Consider the following 24,185-nt stretch of genomic DNA (forward strand, 5'->3'; position numbering starts at 1 on the left):
GCCGTCCCGCATCCTGTCATGCCAGTGTCGCGTCCCCGTTCCGGGATGCGACGCTAGGCTGAAAAATTCTCGTCTATCCAGGTGCGCGCCCACTGCTCCGCGCCCTGGCGCGCCATGCCTGGCGTGCCGATGCGCACGCCGGGAAAAGGCGGAAACTCGAAGCCGTTGACCGGCGCCCCACCTTCCAGCAGCGAAATGAAGATGCGGGCTTGGTATTGGCCGCTATGCGCCGGCACGGCCTCGACCGCGCATTCGATGATGAAATCCTTGTACTGGATCATGGGACCGCTCCGGTGGTGACGGTTTTTCCGCGAGCTTGGCCGCGCCCGCCGTGCCTCACCACTATCGCACTGCAAAAGCCTTACGCCTAGGCGTGGAGGCATTGCAATTGCAAGGACAATTGTCGCGCCGCGTCATGGTCGGAAAAGGGCCTGGAAGAGCACGTTTTGCCGATGGATGGTATCCATCTACGTAGAAATGTCGGAGAACGTCTCCCTCTTTGTCCGGTATATAAGCCATTGGTATTAATCCCGCCACCACTGGCGTTATCGGACTTACGCCCTACCGGTCTTCATACCGTCGCCGCACTACTCATGCACAAGCATGAGGAACGGCGCGGGGGCGCCGGCGGACTGTCCTACAGCACATTCCCGATGGCGCGCGCCGTGCGATGAATGCTGGTCCCCGCCGGCGCAGCGCCGTCAATCCTTGCCGATCTCGTGGCCGATCACCCCGCCGACCACCGCGCCGCCGACCGTCCCTGCCGTGCTGCCGTGCGTGGCTTCGTGGCCGATGACGCCGCCGGCCGCCGCGCCGCCCAGCGTGCAGCCCGTCATGAAAGGCATGCCCAGGGCAAGCGCCGCCACCGCGAGGTATTTGATGATGTGCCGCATTTTTTGTCTCCCTTGGGAATTGGGTACGGAAGACTTAGCAAGGGGTGTACCCGCCCCGGCCGCCGCTCACGCTCAAGCCGTGCGCCGCACGGTCCGCGCAAGCGCCTCGAAGGCCTGTTCCAGATCGGCGATAAGATCCTCCGGATGCTCCAGGCCGATGTGCAGGCGCACGACGGGGCCGCGGCCGTCCCAATAGCTGTGCTCCGACAGCCGTTCCGGCGCGGCTTCGAGCGCCAGGCTTTCATAGCCGCCCCAGGACGCGCCGATGGCGAAATGGCGCAGGCCGTCGATGAAATCGGCGGCGTTGCGCGCCGCGCCGTCGCGGAACGCAAAGGACACCAATCCGCTGGCGCCGCTGAAGTCGCGCCGCCACAAGGCATGGCCCGGGTCCTCGGGCAAGGCGGGGTAATAGACGCGCGCCACCTCCGCATGCCGCGCAAGATAGCGCGCCACCTCGGTCGCGTTGCGCTGGTGCCGCGCCAGGCGCACGTCCAGCGTGCGCAGGCCACGCAGCACCAGATACGCCTCGTCCGCGCTCACGGACAATCCCAGCGCGTCGTGGATGGCGCCGACGCGCCGCGCCAGCTCGGGACTGTCCACCGTCACCACGCCCAGCATCGCGTCCGAATGGCCGCCCAGGTACTTGGTCGCGGCCTGCACCGAGATATTGGCGCCCAGCGCCAGGGGCTGGTAGTACAGCCCGCCGCTCCAGGTATTGTCGACCGCCACCACCACGCCATGGCGCCGCGCGATGGCCGCCAGCGCCGGCAGGTCGAGCACTTCGTACAGCAGCGAACTGGGCGATTCCAGGTACAGCAGCCGCGTGTTCGGGCGTATGCGGGCTTCGAGATCGTCGCGCGCGGGCGAGAAATATTCGACGTCGACGCCATAGCGCTGCAAGAGCGTGCGGTCGACCTTGCGCAGCGGCGCATACACGCTGTCGGACACCAGCGCATGGTCGCCGGCCGCCAGCGTCGCCAGCAGCACCAGGGTGATGGCGGACAGCCCCGAGGGCGCCAGCAAGGCGCGATGCCCGCCTTCCAGGGTCGCCACCGCCGCCTCCAGCGCGCGGTGCGTGTCCATGCCATGCCGGCCATAGGTCGCCACCGGGACGCCGGCGGCGCGGCTGGCGCCCAGGGCGGCCTGCGTCGCGGTATTCGGGAAGCGGACCGTGCTGGTCCGGACCACGGGCACGTTGACGGGCCCGGCGCGTCCGTCGACCGGCGCGGGCGCGCCGGCATGCAGCAGCCGGGTTTCGATATGAAGGCCGTCGGCCCGCGTCGGACGGCCTTCCTGCACGGGTTCGTTGCTCATGCCCGCACCGCCTGGCTGTCGCGCAGGTGGTTCTTGTTGTAGTTGATGATCTCGCCCGTCTCCAGGTTCACGCCGATGCGGTCGGAGAGCGTTTCCAACGGCCGGCCGTACAGATGGAAATGCAAGGTGGGCTCCTGGCCGGTGACGTGGATGCTGTGGATGTCGTCCGGCAGGAAGGCGATCGACTGGCCGGGGCGCACCACGACCTCGCGCGCCTGCTCCAGGCTGGCGCGCGCCGGATCGGAGCCGTCGTCGGTGCGGCGATAGACGCGGTTCAGCTCGTCGCCCGCGACCGCGACGATGACCGCCCAGGTGGTGTGGTTGTGCGGCACGGTGGTCTTGCCGGGGTTGATGGAATTCAGGTACAGCGCCACGTCGTCGTCGCTGTCTTCCGGATTCAACCGATAGCGGGTGGACGCCCCCGCCTCGCCGCCGCTCGCCGGCGGCGGGAAGTCCGCGCGGGTGAACAGATGGGCGGCGGCCGCCAATTGCTCCAGGCGGTGGGTCACCCGGTCCAGGACCTCGCGGTCGGGCGCGCCGCCCGCCAGCAGCGCGCGCACGTCGGCCAGCGCGGCCTTGACCTGTTGTTGCCGCTCGGCGGCGATCGAAGAAGCTTGGGTCATGCGTATCTCCAGGAAAAAATGACGGGAACGGCGTCGTTCAGTACGCCAGCGCGTCAAGCGGCAGCGCGGAAAAAAGCGGGCGCGGCGCGGGCGCGCGATCGTCGCGCCCCGCATGCGACGCCCGTTGCAGGAAGGCGCGCGTGCGCGGGTTGGCGGGCGCGCCGAACAGGCGCGCCGGCGGTCCGGCCTCGACGATGCGGCCGGCCTCGGTGAAGTACACCGTGTCGCTCACCTCTTCCGCGAACCGCATTTCATGGGTCACGAGCAGGCAGGTCAGCCCGTCCTGCACCAGGTCGCGGATGACGGTGAGCACCTCGCCGACCATTTCCGGGTCCAGGGCCGAGGTCACTTCGTCGAAGAGGATGAGCTTGGGACGCATCGCCAGGGCCCGCGCGATCGCCACCCGCTGCTGCTGGCCGCCGGACAGCTCGCCCGGATAGGCGTTCTCCTTGTGCTCCATGCGCACCTTGGCCAGCAGTTCCCGCGCATGGGCGATGGCCTGGGCGCGCGGCAGGCCGCCCACGCGCACCGGCGCGATGACCAGGTTCTCCAGCACGCTGAGGTGGGGGAACAGGTTGTACTGCTGGAAGACGAAGCCCACCTGCTTGCGCAGCGCGATGAACTGCGCCTCCGCGTTCAGCGCGTGGACCGCCACGCCGTCCACGTCGATGGCCCCTTGCTGCGGACGCAGGAGGCCCGTGATGCAGCGCAGGATGGTGGACTTGCCGGAACCCGACGGGCCGATGATGGACACCGCCTGCCCCTGGCCGACCTCGACGTCTATGCCCTTGAGCACCTCGGTCGCGCCGAAGGCGAGATGCACGCCGCGCAGGCTGACCAGCGGCCGCGACGGCGAGGACGACGGCGCGGGACGGATATCAATGACGGACATGGCGAGCCTCCAGCCGGCGCGTCCAGCGCGAAATGGGATAGCAGTATGCGAAGAACAAGGCGAGCATCGTGAAGTAGACGCAGATGGTGAAGTCGGTGCGGGCCACGGTATTGCTGGCGACGGTGGCGGTGTCGACCAGGTCGTGCACGCCCACCAGCGACGCCAGCGCGGTGCTCATGGTGATGCTGGCGTAGAGATTCATCCACGGCGGCAGCATGCGGCGCACGCACTGCGGCAGCACGATCATGCGGAAGATCTGCCAGCGCCGGAACGCGAGCGACTGCGCGGCCTCCCACTGCGCGGCGGGAATGGACTGGACCGCGCCGCGAAAGATCTCCGCCACGTTGGCGCTGGCCGGCAAGGCCAGGCCGACCACCACCTTGATCCAGTCCGGGAATTCCACCGACCATGAGAACAGCCGCAACTCGAAGGGAAAGACGTAGGTGGTGAAGTAGATCAGCACCAGGATGGGCGCGTTGCGGAACACCTGGACGTAGCCCCGCGCCAGCGCGCGCACCGCGCGCAGCGGCGACAGCGACAGGGCCCCGACGAACAGCCCCAGGACGGTACCCAGGGCCATGGCCAGGGCGCTGAGTCCGATGTTCACGCCCAGGCCCAGCAGCAGCGCCGGCGACCAGCGCCAGAGATAGCGCAGCACGTCGGGCAGCGCGCCGGCCGCGTCCAGCGCCGCGCCGGCGCCGGCCAGCAGCGCCAGCACGCACAAGGGCAGCAGCGACCCGCGCAACACGCGCCGCGCGAGGCCGGCGCCGCCGGGCCCCTGCCCCGCTCGCGCGGAATCGCCGGAGAAGGTCAGGTCATTGGCCATAACCGGGCATCCTCAAACGCTGCTCCAGGAAACGGCCCAGCACGCTGACCAGCCAGGTCAACAGGCCGAAATACGCCAGGATGAGCAACAGCAGCTCCAGCACGTTGTCCCGATGCGACCAGATCATGATCGACTCGTACGTCACGTCGCCCACCGCGATCGCCGAGGCGATCGCGGTCATCTTCACCAGGTCGACCAGGTTGTTCACCAGCGCCGGCAGCGCGAAGCGCAGGGCCAGCGGCAATTGCACGCGCACCAGCGTCTGACCGCGCGTGAACGCCAGCGAACGCGCGGACTCCAGCATGACGGGCGGCACGGCCTCGATGCCGGCGCGCAAGGCTTCGGCATGGAAAACGGCCTTGTGCAGGCCGATCACCAGCACCACCCACATGAAGGGCGTGATGGGGTTGGCCTCGCCCAGGCGCTGCGTGATCAGCATGTTCAACACCAGGAAGGCGCAGTAAAGCTGCACCAGCGTCGGCGTATTGCGCGTCAGCTCGACGAAGCCGCGCAAGGGGCGGCGCAGCCACGCCGGCCCGTTCGACAGGCCGGCGGCGATGAGCACGCCGAACAGCAGGCTGACCGGCATGGTCCAGGCGCACAGCTCCAGCGTCACCCAAAGCCCGTGCAGGAAGGAGGCCCGCTCGGCGCCGTCCAGCACGAAGCCGTAGTTCAGGCCCAGGGGCTTGAAGAAGCCGACCCAGGCCTGCAATGCCGTATCGATCATGCCGCGGCCTCCACGGCCGGCGTCGTCGCCAAGGTGTCGACCGCGCGGCCGATGCGGACGATGGCCTCTTCGATATGCGCGTCCGAGGCGGCGAACGACAGGCGGAAATACGGCGACAGCCCATAGGCGGCCCCGCGCACCACGGCGACGCCCTCGGCTTCCAGCAGCCAGTCGACGACGTCGCCGTCGGTCTGGAGGGGACGGCCGTCGGGGCGCACCCGGCCCAGCAGGCCGGCCACGCCCACCCAGGCGAAGAAGGAACCGCGCGGCTCCGTCACGGCCAGCCCCGGCACCCCTCCCAATCCCTCAACCACCTTGCGGGCGCGGCGGGCATAGGCGCCGCGCGCATGCTGCACGAAGCCCTCGGACTGTCCTTGCAGCCCGGCCAGGGCGGCCGCCTGCCCGACCGAGCTCGGCCCGGAGGACACCTGCGACTGCACCGCTTCGAAGGCATGGATCAGCGGCGCGGGACCGATGCCCCAGCCGATGCGCCAACCCGTCATGGCGAAGGTCTTGGAGACGCCGCCGACGATCAGGGTGCGGTCGCGCAGGTCCGGCGCCACCTTCAGCAAATGCGCCGGCGGCTCGGCGCCGAACCAGATCTGCTCGTACAACTCGTCCCACAGCACCAGCACGTGCGGCGCCGCGCGCAGCACCTCGGCCAGCGCCGCCAGTTCGCCGGCGTCGTAGACCGCGCCGGTGGGATTGCCCGGCGAATTCAGGACCAGCCACTTGGTGCGCGGCGTAATGGCGCGGCGCAAGGCCTCCGCGGTCAGCTTGAAGCCGTCGGCCGCCCGGGTCTCGACCACCACCGGCACGCCGCCGTTGACCCGCACGCTGTCGGGAAAGGTCGGCCAGTAAGGCGCCGGCACGATGACCTCGTCGCCGTCGTCCAGCACGGCGGCGAAGGCCAGGTAGATCACCTGCTTGCCGCCATTGGACACGATGACGTTGGCCGATTCGTAGTCCAGGCCGTGGCGGTTTGCGTAATCCTCGGCCACCGCGCGGCGCAGGGCCGCGGTGCCGGCGGTGGGCGTGTACTTGGTCTGGCCCGCCGCCAGCGCGGCGAACGCCGCGTCCTTGATCGCCTGCGGCGTGTCGAAGTCCGGCTCGCCCGAGGTCAGGGCGATGATGGAACGGCCCTCGGCCGCCAGCCGCGCGGCCCGCTGGCCGGCCGCGGCGATGGGGGAAAGCGCCACGCCGAGCGAACGGCGCGACAGCACTTCGGGGAACAACAACGTGCTCATGTTCAATTCTCCTGTATTTCCGGGGGCGCCTTGTCGAAGCTACCCTGCCGCGCCTTGTCCGTGGCCTTGCGGATATAGTCGTCCGGCACGCCGAACTTCCCGGCCTGGGCCAGCAGATAGCCGCTCTTGAGCCAGTCATGGATGACGCCGTCGACGAAGGCGCGCGTATCGGCTTCGTTGCGCCGCGTCCAGATCACCGTGGGCGAGGGAATCAGCAGGTCGGACGTGGCCAGCGTGTACCCTTCCCACTCCTTGGCGTGCGGCCCATGCAGCAGCTCGTACAGGGCCGGCTGGACGTGTACCGACGCCGCGCAGGTGCCGCCCTTGAGGGCCAGCAGCGATTCGGGAATGCCGCGCAGCCCCTTCACCACCGCGCCGTAGGTCTTGTCCAGGGGCTCGGCGTAATTGCTGCCTTGGGAGACGCAGGCGACCTTGCCCTTCAGGTCTTCCCAGCGCGTGATGCCGCTCTGCCGCGAAACCAGCGCCGCGCCGCCGACCTCGTTATAGGGCGTGGGCGCGTAGCTGAGGCTGGCGCTACGCTCGCGCGTCCACTGGATGTTGGCCACCAGCAGGTCCACTTTGCCCGACTGCAGGAATTGCACGCGCGTGGACGCCGTGACGCTCACGGTCTCCAGCTTGACGCCGAGACGGCGCGCGATGTCCTCGCCCAGCTCGGCCTGGAAGCCCCCCACCTTGCCGGTGGCGGGGTCCATGATGCCGAAGGGCGGGCTGACGCCGTCGATGCCGACCACCAGCTTGCCGCGCTGCTTGATCCTGTCCAGCGTGGCGTCGGCGCGGGCTTGCGGCGCGAACGCCAGGGACGCGATGGCCGCGGCGATCGCGAGGGACACGGCGACGCCGGCGCGCCGATGCGGCGCGGCGGGGATGCGAGGTTTCATGTTGCGCGCTCCCTCGCTCATTTGCCGGCCGCCGGTTTAGCCGATTCTGCTTGTGTTGCCGCCTGCGCGACCACGGGCGGCCAGCCCTCCTGCTCCGCCCGCCGGTGCAGGTCTTGCAACAGGGGCAGCGCGGGTTCGATGCCCAGGCGCTTCTCGGTGTCGATCAGCCAACCGCTGCGGTGCCAGCCGCGCACGATCCTGTCGACGGCCGCGATGGTGTCCGTCTCGCCCTTGCGCGTCCAGACCACCGAGTCGGCCGGCAGTATGGTGCCGGCAATGGGCGCCTCGTAGCCGCTCCATTCCGGGTTGGACTTCAACAAGGGATAGATCAGCGTGGAGTCGTGGACCGCCGCCACGCACTGGCCGCCGCGCAGCGCCAGCAGCGAATCGGAAGAACTCTTGTAGCCCTTGACCTGCGCGCCGTACTGCCTGGACAAGGGGTCGGCGAAGCTGCTGCCTTGCGACACGCACACCGGCTTGCCGCGCAGGTCCTCCCACTCATGGATGCCGCTGCCCTTGCGTATGGCGGCCGCGCCGCCCACGCGATAGAAAGGCGTGGGCGCATATCCCAGTATCTGGGCGCGCTCCGGATTCAACTCCATGGACGCCACCAGCAGGTCGACCTTGCCGGAGATCAGGAACTGCACGCGGGTCGCCGTCTGCACCGGCACCAGGTCCACCTGCGCGCCCAGGCCCTGGGCCAGCGCGCGCGCCAGTTCGGGATTCCAGCCCACCAGTTGCTGCGTGGCGGGATCGATGGAGCCGAAGACGCCGCCGTTGACCAGCACGCCGACGGCCACCTTGCCGCGCTCGTGGATCCTGTCCAGCGTGGCGTCGGCATGGGCGGCGCCGGCCGCCGCGAGCATCGCCCATGCCGCGGTCATATTGAAAATCTTGCGCAATGCCATGTGCTTTGAGACCTTGTCGAAATAACAAGGCCACATGCTGCAGGCGCGCCGCGCGCATGGCAAAGAATGCTTTCAGATATTCATATGACCGGCCGCGCAAGCACTCGCGCGCCAGAGGGAGCGCCCCGCTTTCCGGTTCTATCGTTATGCGTGTTTCACCGCGTCGCGGCCGCCACGGCGCTGGCGTATGCCGCGATCCACGGGGGCGATCTGCTCCAGCAATTGCGTGAAGGCCAGCGCCATCGGGCTGAGCGCCGCCCGTTTTCGGAACAGCACGCCTATCGTGCGCCGGCACGCGCGGCCGGGCAGCGCTTCGGCGCGCAGGTCGGCCATGTTCACGCCCTTCAAACCGCTGCTGGGCAGGATGGTGACGCCCAGGCCGTTGCGCACCATGCTCACCGCCGTTCCCATGTAGGCGACCTCCAGGGCGGGCACCAGGCTGGGGCGATTCTGGCGCAAGGCCCTGTCGGACGATCCTTGCGCCAGGGTGATCAGCGGATGCGACTCCAGCTTCTGCCAGCTCACCGGGCCATCGAACACCGGATGTCCGATGGGCGCGACGGCCACCAACTGGTCGCGGAACAGCGGCTTGAACTCGACTTCCGGATCGCCGCTCAACTCCGAGCCGACGCCGAGTTCGACGTCCCCGCGCTTGACGGCCTCGATGACGGCGACGTTCAACTCCTCCCGCAGCAGCACGCGCACGCCCGGATAACGGGAACGGAATTGCCCCAGCACTTCCGTCAGGAGCCCGAAGGCCAGCGACGGCAGGGCCGACAACTGAAGCTGGCCGGCGACGCCGGCGCCCACGTCGGTGATCCGCGCATAGACGTCGCGCAGCGATTTCAGGATAGGCGCGACCTCGCGATAGAAGCTCTGGCCCGCCGCGGTCAGGCGGCAGGTTCGGGTGGTGCGCTCGAACAGGTGGATGCCGATATCGTCTTCCAGTTGGCGTATCTGCACCGAGAACGAGGGTTGCGTCACGCACAGCTCCGCCGCCGCCTTGGCGAACGACCCCGAACGCGCCGCCAGGACAAAGGCCTGCAACTGCCGATATTTGATGTTCATGCACTCCGCCTTGCGCGTATGTACGCCCCGCGTGCGCTCCGCCTTGAATAATTAGTTTTTTACTAATAATGCTTGCATATTATCGAATAGCGGTTCGTCCCACAATCAGCGCAAACTACAGTTCCTTTCACATCGCGTGGGAAGAACCGATGATGACGTCCCAGAATGCGGATACGCCGTTGTCCCCGCTTTTCTCGCTGTTGGCCGAAGATGCGGGACTGCATGAGATCGCCGCCCGGTACCGGCAGGATCTCTACTTCGCCGTCCAGTCCGCCATGCAGTTGCGCAATGCCCTGCTCGCGCTGGACGACGTCGCCGCCGAACCCTGGCCGCCCATGCGGACCAGGAGCGCCGCATGAACGACACCCACGTGAACGACACCCACATGAACGACATCCATTGGATGAGCGCGGCCGACCTGGGCCGCGCCTACCGGGCGGGCACGCTGACGCCCGAGGTGGTGGTCGACAGGCTGCTCGAACGCATCGCGCGATTCGACGGCGCCATCAACGCCTTCGTTTCCGTGGACGCGGAGCAAGCCCGCGCCCAGGCCCGCGCCGCCACCCGCGACATGGCGATGGGCATCTGGCGGTCGCCCCTGCATGGCGTGCCGGTGGGCATCAAGGACCTCATCGATATCGCGGGCCAGGTGACGAGCTGTCATTCGCGCCTGATGCTGGACCGCGTGGCCACGCGCGACGCGACGGTGGTGACGCGCCTGCGCGACGCCGGCGCCATCCTCCTGGGCAAGCTGGCGCTGCATGAATTCGCCATCGGCGGCCCCAGCGACGACGCCGCCTACCCGCCCGCGCGCAACCCCTGGGATACGCGGCACCAGACGGGCGGCTCGTCCTCCGGTTCCGGCGCGGCCGTGGCGGCCGGGTTCGTGCCGCTCGCGCTGGGGACGGATACGGGCGGATCGATACGCAACCCCGCGGGGCATTGCGGCGTCGCGGGCCTGAAGCCCACCTACGGCGCGGTCTCCCGCCATGGGGTTTTCCCGCTGTGTTTCACGCTGGACCACGTCGGCCCGATGGCGCGCTGCGTCGAGGACCTGGCATTGGCGATGAACGTGCTGGCGGCCCACGATCCGGCCGACCCCGGCAGCGCGCCGGACCCCGCCCGCGATCACCTCTCGGAGATGGACGCCGGGCTGGCGGGACTGCGCTTCGGCATCGTCCGCCATTTCCACGAGCACGACGCGCGCGCCAGCGACGAGGTGATAAACGCCATAGACCGTTGCGGCGAGACGCTGGCCCGGGCCGGCGCGCGGGTCACGGACGTGCGCCTGCCGCCATTGGGCCACTTCACCATGGCGCAGCGCGTCATCTTCCATTCCGAATCCTGGGCGGTGCATGCGCAGTGGCTGCGCACGCGGCCGGCGGACTATTCGTACATCGCACGCCGGAAACTGATGGTGGGCGCCTTCCTGGGCGCCGGCGACTATGTCCAGGCGGAACGCTGGCGCAAGCAGTTGATCGAGGCCACGGACCAGGCCTTGCAGGACGTCGACGTCCTGGTGGTGGCGAATTCCTTCGAGTCCGCCTCGGCGCTGGGCAACGAGGCGGAATTCACGCGCACCTACAGCCGGCACGCCCGCTCCCCCTTCAACCTGACCGGACACCCGGCCCTGGCGCTGATGTGCGGACTTTCCGCCAACGGCCTGCCCCTGTCCGTGCAGTTCGTCGGCCGCAGCGGCGCCGACCCTGTCCTGCTGCGCGCCGGCGCCGGCTTCGAGCGCCACTCCGACTGGTCCCGCAGCCACCCGCCCATGCCGTTTCCGCAAGCCGCCTGATCCGATTCCGGAGCGCACCCGACACCACGACAAGCTGCACCACCGATAACCATACAGTTCAAGGGAAAATCATGCTCAAAAGCATCAAGACACTGTTGTTCGCGGCCGCCATGCTCGTTGTTTCCGCCAGCCATGCGCAGGAGGAACTGAAGATCGGCGCCATCGGCCCGCTGTCCGGCGGCGGCACGGCCTGGGGCCTGGCCCTGCAGCGCGGCATCCAGATGGCGTTCGACGAAGTCAAGGCGCAGGGCGGGATCAAGATCGGCGACAAGGTCTACATGCCCAAGCTGATCATGTACGACGACAAGTACACCGCGGCCGGCGGCCGTTCCGCCGCCGACCGCCTCATCAACGCCGACAACGTGAAGTTCATCATCGGCCCGATCGGCTCGCCCTCGGTGCTCGCCACCGTCGCCGTGACCACGCCGGCCAAGGTGGTCCTGCTGTCGGACGGCTTCGCGCCGGGCATCTTGAAGAACGACGCCAAGTCGCCCTACAACTTCCGCGCCATGAACAGCACCGTGGAATTCGGTCCGCCCATGGTCAAGTGGTTCCACGACAACTTCCCCAACGTCAAGAAGGTGGCCCTGATCGCGCCGAACGACGCCGTGGGCCAGGCGGTGGTCCCGCAACTGGAGGCCTACTACAAGGCCAACGGCATGGCGGTGTGGACCGAGCTGTACGACCGCGGCACCAAGGAATTCACGCCGCTGATGGCGCGCATGATGGCGCAGAACGTCGACGCGCTGGATCTCAACAGCAACGCGCCGGGCGAAGGCGCCCTGCTGCTGAAGCAGGCGCGCCAGAGCGGCTTCAAGAAACCGATATGGCAGATCGGCGGCCCGGCCGTGGATGAAATGATGGAGATCGCCGGACCGATGGCCGACGGCTTCATCTCCCTGAACGTCTTCAACTTCGACACGCCGGACGCCGGGAAATTCATCGAGACCTACCGCAAGGACTACGGCGACGGCGTGATCAACGCGCAGGCGCCGGGCTGGTACAACGCCGCCAAGATCATGCTGGAAGCCATCCGCCGCGCCGGCACCACGACGGACACTACGGCCGTGCGCGACGCGCTGGAGAAGCTCGAAGGCTATGAAACCAACCTCTACGGCCCGGTGCGCTGGGGCGGCATGAGCGACTACGGCGTGAACCACCAGTTGCTGATGAAGTTCTGGATGGTCAAGGTGGAAGGCGGAAAGATAAAGGTCATCGAGGCGCTGGACCCGGAAAAACGCTAGGCGGCGCCGCCCGCCGGAAGTCCGGCCGGCCCGCCCTCGCGGGGCCGACCGGCATCCCGTCCGTGCCTATCCGGAGCGAAGTCGATGTTCACCCTACCGATCCTGAGCCAGGTTTTCGTCAACGGGCTCAGCCTGAGCTCGATCTACATCCTGGTTGCCCTGGGCTTCACGCTGCTTTTCGGCATCATGCGCGTCGTCAACTTCGCCCATGGCGCTTTCGCGATGCTGGGCGGCTATGCGCTGTTCTATCTCTACGGCGTCTACAAACTGCCTTATCCCATCGCCATCCTGGGCGGTTCGGCCATCGTCGCCGGACTGTCGCTGGTGCTCGAACGCCTGGTGTTCCGCTGGTTCTACCACAAGATGTTCCAGAGCATGATCGCGCTGCTGGGACTGAACCTGGCGCTGGTCTATGCCGCCGTGCTGGTGTGGGACGTCAATGAACGATCCCTGCCCTCGGTGTCCGACAGCATGGTGGAGGTCGCCGGCATGCAGGTGCCCGCGGACCGGCTGGTCATCATCGCCATGGCCGCCGTGGTGCTGGCGCTGTTCTGGCTGTTCGTGACCCGCACCCGCCAGGGACTGGCGATGCGCGCCGCGGCGCTGGACCCGGAGATCGCGGCGACGCAGGGCATCGACACCCGCCGCATCTACATGCTGGCCTTCGTCATCGCGATATTCATGACGGCCCTGGCCGGCGGCCTCTATGCCCAGACCTATGCCCTGTCCCCCTTCATGGGCGAGCGCCCGCTGATGGTCGCCTTCATCGTGGTCATCCTCGGCGGCATGGGCAGCGTGCCCGGCGCCGCCCTGGGCGGCCTGCTGCTCGGCTTCACCGAGAGCTTTCTTTCCACGTTCTACGGCTCGTCGATCTCCTCGTTCGTCTCGTTCGGCGTGGTCATCGCCCTGCTCGTATTGCGGCCTTGGGGGCTGCTGGGGAAACCGGAATGACGCAGTCGCAAGCAGGCCTCGCCCCTACCCTCCGCACGGAGTCCCATATGTCCACCGTTGCCCGCCGCCCGCGCGCGATACGCGCCTGGGCCGTGGCGGCGGCGCTGCTGCTGGCCATCGCCTGGCCGCTGGCGAGCCCGAACGCCTTCTACGTCAACATCGGCATCCTGGTGGTCCTGGGGGCCATCGGCGCGGTGACGCTGAACCTGATCATCCGCACCGGGCACGTGTCGCTGGCCCATGGCGCGTTCATGGGCGTGGCGGCCTACACCTGCGTCTTGCTGCAAACCCGCGCCGGCGTTCCCTTCCTGGCGGCCATGGCGATCGGATGCCTGGCGTCCGGCGCCCTGGCGCTGGTCATCGGCCCCATCATCCTGCGGCTCACGGGCAAGTATTTCGTGCTCGTCACCTTCCTGCTCGGCGAAATCGTGCGCCTGGTGTTCCTGGAATGGCAGTCCGTGACCGGCGGCGCCAACGGCATCGACCAGATACCGGCGGGGCTGGACCTGTTCAAGTCGCCCGTCGGCTTCTACTACTTCTGCCTCGCCGTCTCCGTGCTCTGCATCGGCATCGTCTGGCGCATCCTCTGCTCCGACCTGGGCCGCGCCATCGACGCCATCCGCGAGGCCGACCGCGTCGCCGAAAGCTCGGGCGTTCCCGTCATCCGCATCAAGGTCATGGTGTTCGTCATCGCCTGCATGCTGGTGGGGCTGCAAGGCGCCCTCCAGGCCCAGATGGTCCACGCCATCGAGCCGGCATCGTTCAACATGGACGTGTCGCTGGGCATGGTGGTGATGAACGTGCTGGGCGGCATGTACTACCTGGCCGGCCCGCTCCTGGGCGCGGTGTTCATGGTGGCGCTGCCGGAATTGCTGCGCGGCTACGTCGAGCTGCAACAGATCATCTTCGGCATCATCCTCATCGTCGTCATGGCGGCGCTGCCCGGCGGCATGATAGGCGCATGGAAGCTGGCGCGCGGCGCGCTCGCCCGCGTCATCCGCAGGGACCGCCCCGGGCCCGGAGCCCCGGGCGGCGACGGGAGGGCGCGCCGATGAACGCGCTGCTCGAAGTCTCCCATCTTTCCCGGCGCTTCGGCGGACTGGTGGCCGTCAACGACCTGAGCTTCCAGGTGGGCGAAGGCGAGATCGTCGGCCTCATCGGTCCCAACGGCGCCGGCAAGACGACCGTCGTCAACCTGGTCAGCGGCATGATCGGGGCCTCGGCGGGCCGCGTCGAGTTCGCGGGCCAGGACATCACCGCGCTGCCGGCGCATTCGCGGGCGCGCCTCGGGCTGGTGCGCACCTTCCAGTCGACGGCGGTCTATCGCGACTGCAGCGTGCGCGAGAATGCGGAAAGAGGCACCTACCTGCAATGCTTTCCCAGCCCGCTGGCCGCCTTCCTCGGCACGCCGCGCGCCCGGGCCATGCACCGGGCCGGCCGCGAACAGGCGGCCGAGCTGCTGGCATGGCTGGGCCTGGAGCACCTGGCCGACCTGCGCGCCGACACCCTGCCCTACGGGCACCAGAAGACGCTGGGCATCGTCATCGCGCTGGCCGCGCGGCCGCGCCTGATCCTGCTGGACGAGCCCGTGGCCGGCCTCAGCGCGGAGGAAACCGACCACGTGCGCGACACCATCCGGCGCGTGCGCGAACGCGGCATTTCGGTGATGGTGATCGATCACAACATGCGCTTCATCTCGGGACTGTGCGACCGGCTGTACATCTGCGCGCAAGGCGCCAGGATCGCCGACGGCAAGCCGGCCGAGGTCCTGGCGGACCCGAACGTCGTCGAAGCCTACCTGGGGAAGGCCTATGCCGCTGCTGACCATCGATAACCTCCAAGTGGGCTATGGCCACATCCAGGGCACGCGCGACGTCTCGCTGGACATCGAGGCCGGCGAGACCGTGGCCTTGATCGGCGCCAACGGCGCCGGCAAGAGCAGCACGCTGAAGGCCGTCCTGGGCCTGGTGCGCTGGCGCGCGGGCGACATCCATTGGGAAGGCCGCAGCCTGAAAGGCCGGGCGCCGCACGACATACTGAAGGCCGGCATCGGCTTTTCGCCCGAGGGCCGGCGCGTCTTCGCGCAGCTCAGCGTGCAGGAGAACCTGCGCGTGGGCGGCTATACCCGGCCGCCGGACCAGGTGCGCGCGCGCATGGAGCAGATCTACGGCTACTTCCCGCGCCTGAAGGAGCGCCACCGGCAGGACGCGGGCAGCCTGAGCGGCGGCGAGCAGCAGATGCTGGCGATCGGCCGCGCCCTGATGTCCTATCCGCGGCTGTTCCTGCTGGACGAGCCCTCGCTGGGCCTGGCGCCCATCATCGTCGAGCGCATCGGCGACATCCTGCGCGAAATACAGCAGGCCGAGAACCTGGCCATCATGCTGGCGGAGCAGAACGCCACCTGGGCCCTGAGCATCGCGCATCGCGGCGTCATCCTGGAGATGGGCCGCGACGTCGATACGGGGAGTTCGCAAAGCCTGCGCGAGAGCCCGAAAATCCGTAGCGCCTACCTGGGACTGTAGACATGATCGAACAGAAATTGCGCGGCAAGGTCGCCGTCGTCACGGGCGCGGCCTCCGGCATCGGCGCCGCCACGGCGCGGCTGTTTGCCCGGCACGGCGCGCGGGTCGCGCTGGTGGATATCGACGAAGCCGGGCTGGCGCGGGTCGCGGACGAAATCGCCGCCGACGGCGGCGCGTGCAGCGCCGACGTGTGCGACGTCACGAGCAGCGCGCAGGTGAACGAGCGGGCCCGGCGCATCATCGGGCAATGGGGCGGCGTCGACGTGATCATGCCGTGCTCCGGCGTCTCCGTCGGCGGCACGGTGGTGACGATAGACGAGGCCTTGTGGGACCGCGTCTTCGACATCAACGTCAAGGGCAGCTATCTCTGGCTGCACGCGGTGTTGCCGTAGATGATCGAGCGCGGCGGCGGCTCGGTCATCCTGCTGGGATCGCAACTGGTGGCCTCCAGCGGCGGCAACAACGCGGCCTACATCGCCTCGAAGGGCGCGATCGCCACGCTGGCCAGGACCATGGCGGTGGACCACGCCGCCCAGGGCATACGCGTCAACGCCCTGATGCCGGGCGTGACGGACACCGCGATGGTGCGCAAATCGCTGCAACGCTATCCGGATCCCGAACAGACACGGCGGCAATGGATGGCGCGCCATGCGATGGGCCGCCTGGGACACCCCGACGAGGTCGCGCGCGCGGCGCTGTTCCTGGCCAGCGACGATTCGTCCTTCACGACCGGCAGCCACCTCTACGTCGACGGCGGCTGGGCGGCCAAATGAGCGCGCCCCGGCACGGGCATGCATCGATCCTTCCGTCCGCTTGCGCGGGCTTCGGGCATCCCATGGCGGCCGCCGCTTTCATCTTCATCATCCTCGGAGAATCCACATGGGCAAGAAGCTTACGCAGGACATGATCGAACAGTACCGGGAGAAGGGCTACGTCTCGCCCGTCGATGTCTTCAGCAGGGAACAGGCGGCCGCCTATCTCGGCAAGCTGGAATCCTTCGAGGCCTCGCAGGGCCGGCAGCTCACCAAGGGCTTCAACTTCAAGCCCCACCTGCTGTTTCCCTGGGTCGCCGAAATCGCGCGCCACCCGGCCGTGCTGGATGCCGTCGAAGACCTGATCGGCCCCGACATCCTGCTTTTCCACCTGTCGGTGTGGCCCAAGAACCCGCACGACTCGGCCTTCATCAACTGGCACCAGGACGCCACCTACTTCGGCCTGGATCCCTCGACGCAGGTCACCGCCTGGGTCGCCCTCTCCGACGCCTCCATCGAGGCGGGCTGCATGGAAGTGGTGCCCGGGTCGCAAAAGCTGGGACAACTGCACCACGGGCAGAACCACAAGGACAACATCCTGCTGTCCAAGGGCCAGACCGTGGACGTTCCCTTCGACCGCTCCCACACGGAATTCATGCCCGTGTCGGCGGGCCAGATGTCCCTGCACGACACCTTCCTGGTCCACGCGTCCGGCCCCAACAATACCGACCGCCGCCGCGTCGGCCTCGGATTCAGCTACATCCCCGCCAGTTCGCGCTGTGTCAGCAAGACGCGGTTGACGGCGTCGCTGGTGCGCGGCCGGGACTATGGCCACTTCGACCTCGAACCGGCGCCGGCGGTGGACAACGGCGAGGCCGAGCGCGCCATCCACGAGGACGCGGTGCGGCGCTTCCGTACCGCCAACGACGAACTGGCCGCCACCTACTGATACGCACAGGGAGAAAGACATCATGCTGGAACTGCCCCACCACGGACGCTACCCCTATTCCGCCATCACGCGCCGGCCCGACTATAGCTGGCCGGAGGGCAAGCGCCTCGCCGTGTACCTGGCCCTGAACATCGAACACTTCGCCTACGGCGAAGGGCTGGGCCACGCGATGACCAATACCCTGCCCGGGCCGGATCCTCGCACCTTCGCATGGCGGGACTACGGCAACCGGGTCGGCGTCTGGCGGCTGTACGAACTGCTGGACGAGCTGCGGGCGCCGGCCTGCCATCTGGTCAACACCGCCGTCATGGACTACTGCCCGGAAGTGATAGAGCCCATCGTGGCGCGCGGCGACGAGATCATCGGGCACGGCCGGACCAACGCAGAACGGCAGGGCCAGTGGTGGGAGGCGGACGAGAAGCGCGTCATCGAGGAAGTCCGCGACACCATCGCCCGCCATGCCGGGCGCGCGCCGCGCGGCTGGATGGGTCCGTGGATGTCGCAAAGCCGGGTGACACCGGACCTGCTGCAGGAAGCCGGCTTCGCCTTCGAAATGGATTGGCCCGGCGACGACCAGCCGGTCTGGATGCGCACGCGCAACGGGCGTCTCATGTCCATGCCCTATTCCCTGGAGATCAACGACTCGCCGCAGATCCTGGTGCGCCACCATACCGGCGAGGAATTCGCGACGATGATCGTCCACCAGTTCGAGGAAATGCTGCGCCAGTCCGAACGCCAGCCGCTCGTCCTGGGCATCGCGCTGCACACCATGATCGTCGGCCAGCCCTATCGGCTGTACGCGCTGCGCAAGGCGCTGCAACATATCGTGAATCACCCGCGCGCCGACAAGGTCTGGCTTACCCGGCCCGGCGAGATCTACGATCATCTGCTGTCGCTGCCCGAAGGCACGGTGGTGTGACAGATCTGTTCCCGCTTTCTCGATGAAAGGACCCGTATCTTGCAAATCGATATCCAGACCCTGGCGCCGGCGGACCAATACCGCCTGATTTCATCGACGGTGGTGCCCCGGCCCATCGCGCTGGTCACCAGCTATTCGGAACGGACCGGCCACAACGCCGCGCCCTTCAGTTTCTTCAACGTGATGGGGGAAGCGCCGCCGGTGCTGGCGATCGGCCTGGAAGACAAGCGGGACAGCGGCGAGCTGAAGGACACGACCGTCAACATCAAGGAAACGGGGGAGTTCGTGGTGCACATGGTGGACGAGGCGATGGCCGCCGCCATGAACGTCTGCGCCATTGTCTTCCCCCCGGACGTGAGCGAAATCGAACAGGCCGGCCTGACCCTGACGCCCAGCGCCAAGGTGCGCCCGCAACGCATCGCCCAGGCCCCGGTCGCCTTCGAATGCCGCAAGATCGCCATGCTGGAAATCAACCCGCACCGCCACATCACGCTGGGCGAAGTCGTCTGCATGCACGTGCGGGACGGCCTGTTCGACGCCGACATGCGCTACATCGACCCCGACAAATACCACCCCATCGGACGCATGTTCGGACGGCTCTACACGCAGACGCGCCAGCACTTCGAAATGGAAGTCCCCACCTACGAAGCCTGGCTGTCCGGCGCCGGACGATAAGCCCCCGCCGCCCGCGCTACCTGACGGCGGGGTCCCGGCGGCGGGTTCCTACTTTCAGGCCGCGTCCACCGCGGCCCGGGACAGGACCTGGCGCGCGCGGGCCAGGACGGGGGCGTCGACCATTTTGCCCTCGAAACGGAAGGCGCCGGCGCCGTTTTCCCGGGCGGCGGCCAGGACGCGCTGGGCCCAGTCGATGTCGGCCTGCGCCGGCCGCAGCGCGGCGTGCACGGTTTCCACCTGCGAAGGATGGATGCACAGCATGCCGGAGAAACCCATCTCGCCGGCGCGCGCGGCCATGGCGCGCAGGCCGTCGGCGTCGCCGATGTCCGGGTGGACGCCGTCCAGCGGCGCGGGCAGGCCGGCCGCCCGGCTGTGCAGCAGCACCTGGCCGCGCGCCTGGTCCAGCAGCACGGCCGCGGCCTCGGAGCCGGGCGTCAGTCCCAGGTCCACGCCATAGTCCAGGCTGCCGTAGGCCAGCAAGGCGACGCCGGGCGCGGCCGCGACCTCGGCCAGGTTGACCATGCCGCGCGCGGTTTCGACGATGGGCACCACCGGGACGCCCTGCCCCGCGTGCTCGACCTGCGCGGCGGACTCGGCCTTGGGCAGCATGATGGCCGCCACGCCGGGCTTGCCGCGCAGCGCGGCCAGGTCGTCCTCGTGCCAGGCGGTCGTGGCGTCGTTGACGCGGACCCAGACGCGCGCCTCGGGATGCGCGTCCAGGAATTCCACCAGCGCCTGGCGCGCCGCCGGCTTGGCCGCCGGTTCGACGGCATCCTCCAGATCGACGATGACGGCATCCGCGCCGCTGGCGAGCGCCTTGGGAATGCGGTCCGAACGCGAACCGGGAACGAAGAGTGCGGAACGGACTGCCATCACACGGCTCCCACTGCGTGCAGCTTGCTGACCTCGGCCGCGCCGTAGCCCAGCGAGGCCAGCACCGCGTCGGTGTGCTGCCCGACGTCCGGCACCGCGTCCATGCGCGGCTCGAAGGCATTGTTAGAACCCGGCGGCAGCAGCGCGGGCAGGCTGCCCTTGGGGCTGCCCACTTCGCGCCAGCGGTCGCGCGCGCGCAGTTGCGGATGCGCCCACACGCCCGCCATGTCGTTGACGCTGGCGTTGGCGATGCCGGCGGTCTCCAGCTTCTCGGCGACTTCGCCCAGCGTCATTTTCGCGAAGGCGTCGACGATGTAGGCGCGCAGGGCTTCGCGATTGGCGTTGCGCAGGGAATTGGAGGAGAACCGTTCGTCGCCGGCCAGCGCCGCCTGGCCCAGGACCTGGGCGCAGAACACCTGCCACTCGCGCTCGTTCTGCAATCCCAGCATGATGGTGCCGCCGTCGCCCACCGGGAACGGCCCGTAGGGATAGATCGTGGCGTGCGCCGCGCCGGCCCGCGCCGGCGGCGGCGCGCCGTCGAAGGCGTAGTACATCGGGTAGCCCATCCACTCCACCGTGCTTTCCAGCATGGAGACGTCGACGCGGCTGCCCTTGCCCGTCTTCTGGCGCAACAGCAGCGCGTTCAGGATGCCCGAATAGGCGTACATGCCGGCGGCGATGTCCGAGATCGAGCAGCCCGCCTTGGCCGGCGCGTCGGGCGAACCCGTGACCGACACGAAGCCGCTCTCGCTCTGGATCAACAGGTCGTAGGCCTTCTTGTTCTGGTACGGGCCGCCTTCGCCGTAGCCGGAGATGTCGCAGACGATCAAGGACGGATGATCGGCGTGCAGCGCGTCGAAGGACAGGCCCTGGCGCGCCGCCGCGCCCGGCGCCAGGTTCTGCACCAGCACGTCGGCCTGCGCCAGCAGGCGCTCGAGCACGTCGCGCGCGGCGGGATGCTTCAGGTCCAGCGTGAGGCTTTCCTTGGAGCGGTTGGTCCAGACGAAGTGCGAGGCCAGGCCGTGCACGCGCTCGTCGTAGTTGCGGGCGAAGTCGCCGACGCCGGGACGCTCGATCTTGATGACGCGCGCGCCCATGTCCGCCAGTTGGCGGGTGCAGAAAGGCGCGGCGATGGCGTGTTCGAAACTGACGACGGTGATGCCGTCCAGGGGACGCGGCGAAGTAGCGGCGGTCATGCGGAGAACCTCAGTTGCGCTTGGTGGGCCAGGGTGCCGTTCTGCTCGGCCCACAGGTCGGCCGTGCCGGGCGCCGCGATGCGGCCGGCGACGTCGAAGGGCGTGGGCGCGATCAGCGGACGCAGGCCGCGGTAGGACAGGTGTTCGAGCTGCTTGCCCGGGTTGGCGCGGCGGAAGGCCGCCACCATCAGCGTGGCGATCATCGGGCCGTGCACGACCAGGCCGGGATAGCCTTCCGTGCCCGTCACGTAGGGATGATCGTAGTGGATGCGATGGCCGTTGAAGGTCACCGCCGAATAGCGGAACAGCAGCACCGGCGTGGGATCGATCTTCTCCCGCCAGGCCGAGGACGGCGCCGGCTCCGTGCCCTCGAGCTTGGGCGGCGACGGCTGGCGGTAGACGATGTCCTGTTCCTCGGCGATGGCGATGGCGCCCTCCTGCCAGTATTCGTGGCGCACCGTCACGAACAGCAGGGAGCCCGTGCGGCCGGTCTTTTCCTTGACGTCGGCGATGGTGGAACGGCGCTCGGCGGGCACGCCCACCTTCAGCGGCGCGCGGAAATCCACGCGGCCACCCGCCCACATGCGGTTGCGGTCGGCCGCGGGCGGCAGGAAGCCGCCGCGCGCCGGATGGCCGTCCTCGCCCAGGCCGTCCATGGGCGCGGTCTGGATGAAGAAGGCCCATTGCCACAGCGGCGGCAACGGATCGCCGACGCCCGGCGCGGGTTCGCCCAGGGTGGCGGCCACGCGGCCGGCCAGCGTCGGATCCAGGCCGTCGGCCACCGTTTCGCCACGGCCGATCCAGGCTGTCGGATCGGGATTGTTCATTGTTGGTCTCCCTTCATGATCGTGTCGTAGTGCGCTTCTTGTAACATGGCCGGCCCCCGGCGCGGAATCCGTGCGGGGGGCCGGCCATGCCGCGCGGCTCAGCGTCCGGTGAACCGCGGCGGCCGCTTTTCGGCGAAGGCCTTCATGCCTTCGAGGTAGTCCTCGGTATAACCCATGTCGCGCTGCAGATCGGCCTCCAGGTCGAACTGCTGCATCAGGGTATTGTCCGCCGAGACGCGCAGTTCCTGCTTGGCGGCGGCCAGCGCCCGGGTCGGCGCCTGCGCCAGCGTGCTCGCCACCTCGTCCAGCGTCTTCGCCAGATCCGCGTCGGGCACGCAGCGCCAGATCAGGCCCCAGTCGGCGGCCTGGCGCGCCGTCAGCGTTTCGCCGAACAGCGCGATGCCCATGGCGCGGCTCTGGCCCACCAGGCGCGGCAGGACCCAGCTACCGCCCATGTCCGGCACCAGGCCGATCTTGTTGAAGGCGGGCACGAACTTGGCGGACTCCACCGCGAACACCACGTCGCACGCCAGCGCGAAACTCATGCCCGCGCCGGCCGCGACGCCGTTGACCACGGCCACCACCGGCACCGTCATGGCGTGCAGGCGCTCCATGAGCGGCCGGTAGCTGACGCGCAGGCCTTCGGACAGGTCGCGCCGCTGCCCTTCCGGCAGCGGCTGGCGATCGGCCAGGTCCTGCCCGGCGCAGAAGCCGCGCCCCGCGCCCGTGATCACCACGCCGCGCAGGCCCTCGCTGGCGTTCGCCTCGTCCAGCGCGCGCGAGATTTCGGCGCGCATGACGTCGGTGAAGCTGTTGAGCCGGTCGGGCCGGTTCAGGGTGATGCGCGCCACGCCGTCGGCGAGCGAAAAAGCGATTTGCTCGTAAGCCGCGCTCACTGAACTACCCTCCTGTCGCTTCGCGACCGCCTCCCCGAGGGAGGATTCGCGCTTGGGGCGGCCCGGCGCGCTCATGCCGTCTCCTCCATGATGGCCAGTTGCTCGGCGGTGTCGCCGAACAGCAGCTCGATGACGGTCAGGCGCTTGAAGAAGTCGCCGACCTCCAGTTCGTCGGTCATGCCCATGCCGCCGTGCAATTGCACCGCCTTCTGGCTGACGAAGCGGCCGGCCTGGGCCACCTCGATCTTGGCCGCGGCGATCATGCGGCGCCGCGCGCGGGCGTCCGGTTCGGCCAGGGCGGCCGCGGCCACGTAGGCCATGGACAGGGCCATCTCCCTGGCCACCACCATTTCCGCCATGGCGTGCTGCAAGGCCTGGAAGGCGGCCAGGGGCTGGCCGAACTGCTTGCGCGTCTTCAGGTAGTCGACCGTGATGTCCAGCAGCCGGGCGATCGCGCCCGCCGCGTGGGCGCACAGGGCCGTCGTGCCCCACGCCAGCGCCAGGTCCAGGGCGGCGCGGGCGGCGTCGCCGCGCGCCAGCACGTGCTCCGGCGCGAGCTTCACCTTGTCGAAATCGATGCGCGCGCAGCGCGACCGGTCCAGGGTGTCGGTTTCAGCGACCGAGACGCCCTGCGTGCCGGCCGGCACCAGCAGCAGCACCGGTTCGCCGGCGGCCTCGTCGCGCGCCGACACGATCCAGGCGTGCGCGGCCGCGCCATGCCACACCAGGTGCTTGCTGCCTTCGAGCACCATGCCGGACAGGCGGCAGGTTTCCGGCGCCACGGCATAGCGCCGGCCCGGCTCCTGGTAGGCTATCGTCACGATGGCCTCGCCGGACGCGATGGCCGGCAGCCAGCGTTGCGCCGCCTCGGCGTTGCCGCTGGCGCCGATGGCCGTCGCGCTCATCACGCCGCTGGCGATGACCGGTTCGTCGACCAGACCGCGGCCCAGCTCCAGGTGCACGGGCAGCAGGCTGGCCGGCGCTTCCCCGAAACCGCCGTGGTCGGCGTCTATCGTCAATCCCAGCACGCCCAGTTCGGCGAGGGAATTCCAGGCCGCCGGGTCGAGCGCGCCCTGCCGGGCGCGGCGCCGCGCCATGGTCCAATTGTCCGCCACCAGGCGCGCCAGGCTGTCGGCCAGCATGCGCTGTTCTGTACTGTATTCGAAGTCCATGATCTATTCCGTGGATG

26 protein-coding genes and 1 pseudogene are annotated in these 24,185 nt (G+C 68.6%); 11 read left to right on the forward strand and 16 right to left on the reverse strand.

Features of this window, described 5'->3' with window-relative positions; genetic code table 11:
• Positions 1-53 precede the first annotated feature (53 nt).
• From CAL29_RS17595 to CAL29_RS17645, 11 genes are all read right to left on the reverse strand, one after another.
• Positions 54-281, reverse strand: a complete 228-nt coding sequence (locus CAL29_RS17595; protein WP_094854373.1) for a hypothetical protein — start codon at positions 279-281, stop codon at positions 54-56.
• Positions 282-701: 420 nt separating this feature from the next.
• A complete protein-coding gene (locus tag CAL29_RS17600; RefSeq protein ID WP_094854374.1) occupies positions 702-893 on the reverse strand; it encodes a glycine zipper 2TM domain-containing protein in 192 nt (63 codons plus the stop codon).
• Positions 894-965: 72 nt separating this feature from the next.
• Positions 966-2,207, reverse strand: a complete 1,242-nt coding sequence (metC, locus tag CAL29_RS17605) for a cystathionine beta-lyase (RefSeq protein ID WP_094854375.1) — start codon at positions 2,205-2,207, stop codon at positions 966-968.
• Positions 2,204-2,830 (reverse strand): cysteine dioxygenase family protein, encoded by a 627-nt coding sequence (locus tag CAL29_RS17610; RefSeq protein WP_094854376.1) that lies wholly within the window; start codon positions 2,828-2,830, stop codon positions 2,204-2,206. Before CAL29_RS17610 ends, metC begins: the two co-directional genes overlap by 4 nt.
• A 37-nt stretch (positions 2,831-2,867) precedes the next feature.
• A complete protein-coding gene (locus tag CAL29_RS17615) occupies positions 2,868-3,722 on the reverse strand; it encodes an amino acid ABC transporter ATP-binding protein (protein WP_094854377.1) in 855 nt (284 codons plus the stop codon).
• Complete coding sequence (locus CAL29_RS17620; protein ID WP_094854378.1) at positions 3,709-4,548, reverse strand: amino acid ABC transporter permease; 840 nt, start codon at positions 4,546-4,548, stop codon at positions 3,709-3,711. Before CAL29_RS17620 ends, CAL29_RS17615 begins: the two co-directional genes overlap by 14 nt.
• Complete coding sequence (locus tag CAL29_RS17625; RefSeq protein WP_094854379.1) at positions 4,538-5,275, reverse strand: amino acid ABC transporter permease; 738 nt, start codon at positions 5,273-5,275, stop codon at positions 4,538-4,540. The genes CAL29_RS17620 and CAL29_RS17625 overlap by 11 nt, the downstream gene beginning before the upstream one ends.
• Positions 5,272-6,522 (reverse strand): aminotransferase class I/II-fold pyridoxal phosphate-dependent enzyme, encoded by a 1,251-nt coding sequence (locus CAL29_RS17630; RefSeq protein ID WP_094854380.1) that lies wholly within the window; start codon positions 6,520-6,522, stop codon positions 5,272-5,274. The genes CAL29_RS17625 and CAL29_RS17630 overlap by 4 nt, the downstream gene beginning before the upstream one ends.
• Before the next feature lie 2 nt (positions 6,523-6,524).
• Positions 6,525-7,421, reverse strand: a complete 897-nt coding sequence (locus CAL29_RS17635; protein WP_094856722.1) for a transporter substrate-binding domain-containing protein — start codon at positions 7,419-7,421, stop codon at positions 6,525-6,527.
• A gap of 17 nt (positions 7,422-7,438) precedes the next feature.
• Positions 7,439-8,329, reverse strand: a complete 891-nt coding sequence (locus CAL29_RS17640) for a transporter substrate-binding domain-containing protein (protein ID WP_094856723.1) — start codon at positions 8,327-8,329, stop codon at positions 7,439-7,441.
• Between the two features lie 144 nt (positions 8,330-8,473).
• Complete coding sequence (locus CAL29_RS17645) at positions 8,474-9,397, reverse strand: LysR family transcriptional regulator (RefSeq protein WP_094854381.1); 924 nt, start codon at positions 9,395-9,397, stop codon at positions 8,474-8,476.
• A gap of 149 nt (positions 9,398-9,546) precedes the next feature.
• On the opposite strand from CAL29_RS17645, the gene CAL29_RS17650 reads away from it, so the two are divergent.
• The 11 genes and pseudogenes from CAL29_RS17650 to CAL29_RS17700 all read left to right on the forward strand — a co-directional run bounded on the left by CAL29_RS17650 (position 9,547) and on the right by CAL29_RS17700 (position 19,204).
• Positions 9,547-9,756, forward strand: coding sequence for a hypothetical protein (locus CAL29_RS17650; protein ID WP_094854382.1), 210 nt, complete (start codon positions 9,547-9,549; stop codon positions 9,754-9,756).
• Positions 9,753-11,192, forward strand: coding sequence for an amidase (locus CAL29_RS17655; RefSeq protein ID WP_094854383.1), 1,440 nt, complete (start codon positions 9,753-9,755; stop codon positions 11,190-11,192). The genes CAL29_RS17650 and CAL29_RS17655 overlap by 4 nt, the downstream gene beginning before the upstream one ends.
• A gap of 71 nt (positions 11,193-11,263) precedes the next feature.
• The gene (locus tag CAL29_RS17660; RefSeq protein WP_094854384.1) at positions 11,264-12,436 is read left to right on the forward strand and encodes an ABC transporter substrate-binding protein; all 1,173 of its coding nucleotides are present in this window, start codon (positions 11,264-11,266) and stop codon (positions 12,434-12,436) included.
• A gap of 84 nt (positions 12,437-12,520) precedes the next feature.
• Complete coding sequence (locus tag CAL29_RS17665) at positions 12,521-13,387, forward strand: branched-chain amino acid ABC transporter permease (protein WP_094854385.1); 867 nt, start codon at positions 12,521-12,523, stop codon at positions 13,385-13,387.
• Between the two features lie 47 nt (positions 13,388-13,434).
• On the forward strand, positions 13,435-14,442 hold the full coding sequence (locus CAL29_RS17670; protein WP_179284091.1) for a branched-chain amino acid ABC transporter permease: 1,008 nt from the start codon (positions 13,435-13,437) through the stop codon (positions 14,440-14,442).
• Positions 14,439-15,221, forward strand: a complete 783-nt coding sequence (locus tag CAL29_RS17675) for an ABC transporter ATP-binding protein (RefSeq protein WP_179284092.1) — start codon at positions 14,439-14,441, stop codon at positions 15,219-15,221. The genes CAL29_RS17670 and CAL29_RS17675 overlap by 4 nt, the downstream gene beginning before the upstream one ends.
• Complete coding sequence (locus tag CAL29_RS17680; protein ID WP_094856725.1) at positions 15,205-15,909, forward strand: ABC transporter ATP-binding protein; 705 nt, start codon at positions 15,205-15,207, stop codon at positions 15,907-15,909. The genes CAL29_RS17675 and CAL29_RS17680 overlap by 17 nt, the downstream gene beginning before the upstream one ends.
• 2 nt (positions 15,910-15,911) lie before the next feature.
• Positions 15,912-16,682: pseudogene (locus CAL29_RS32045) on the forward strand (glucose 1-dehydrogenase).
• Positions 16,683-16,788: 106 nt separating this feature from the next.
• A complete protein-coding gene (locus CAL29_RS17690) occupies positions 16,789-17,610 on the forward strand; it encodes a phytanoyl-CoA dioxygenase family protein (RefSeq protein WP_094854387.1) in 822 nt (273 codons plus the stop codon).
• A gap of 22 nt (positions 17,611-17,632) precedes the next feature.
• The gene (locus tag CAL29_RS17695) at positions 17,633-18,529 is read left to right on the forward strand and encodes a polysaccharide deacetylase family protein (protein ID WP_094854388.1); all 897 of its coding nucleotides are present in this window, start codon (positions 17,633-17,635) and stop codon (positions 18,527-18,529) included.
• A 39-nt stretch (positions 18,530-18,568) separates the two neighbouring features.
• On the forward strand, positions 18,569-19,204 hold the full coding sequence (locus CAL29_RS17700; protein ID WP_218831871.1) for a flavin reductase family protein: 636 nt from the start codon (positions 18,569-18,571) through the stop codon (positions 19,202-19,204).
• Between the two features lie 54 nt (positions 19,205-19,258).
• Here the strand turns inward: CAL29_RS17700 and CAL29_RS17705 are convergent, their stop codons facing one another.
• The 5 genes from CAL29_RS17705 to CAL29_RS17725 form a co-directional block, all read right to left on the reverse strand.
• The gene (locus tag CAL29_RS17705) at positions 19,259-20,077 is read right to left on the reverse strand and encodes an HpcH/HpaI aldolase/citrate lyase family protein (RefSeq protein WP_094854390.1); all 819 of its coding nucleotides are present in this window, start codon (positions 20,075-20,077) and stop codon (positions 19,259-19,261) included.
• Positions 20,077-21,273 carry a CaiB/BaiF CoA transferase family protein gene (locus CAL29_RS17710; RefSeq protein ID WP_094854391.1) on the reverse strand — a complete coding sequence of 399 codons (1,197 nt, stop codon included), beginning with the start codon at positions 21,271-21,273 and terminating at the stop codon, positions 20,077-20,079. The genes CAL29_RS17705 and CAL29_RS17710 overlap by 1 nt, the downstream gene beginning before the upstream one ends.
• Positions 21,270-22,100, reverse strand: a complete 831-nt coding sequence (locus tag CAL29_RS17715) for an FAS1-like dehydratase domain-containing protein (RefSeq protein ID WP_094854392.1) — start codon at positions 22,098-22,100, stop codon at positions 21,270-21,272. Before CAL29_RS17715 ends, CAL29_RS17710 begins: the two co-directional genes overlap by 4 nt.
• A 98-nt stretch (positions 22,101-22,198) precedes the next feature.
• Positions 22,199-22,996: an enoyl-CoA hydratase-related protein gene (locus tag CAL29_RS17720; protein ID WP_256977548.1), complete on the reverse strand. Its 798-nt coding sequence runs from the start codon at positions 22,994-22,996 to the stop codon at positions 22,199-22,201.
• A gap of 71 nt (positions 22,997-23,067) precedes the next feature.
• Positions 23,068-24,168 (reverse strand): acyl-CoA dehydrogenase family protein, encoded by a 1,101-nt coding sequence (locus CAL29_RS17725; RefSeq protein ID WP_094854394.1) that lies wholly within the window; start codon positions 24,166-24,168, stop codon positions 23,068-23,070.
• Positions 24,169-24,185: the final 17 nt, after the last annotated feature.

The organism is Bordetella genomosp. 10 (genome assembly GCF_002261225.1).
Taxonomy (GTDB): Bacteria; Pseudomonadota; Gammaproteobacteria; order Burkholderiales; family Burkholderiaceae_B; genus Bordetella_C.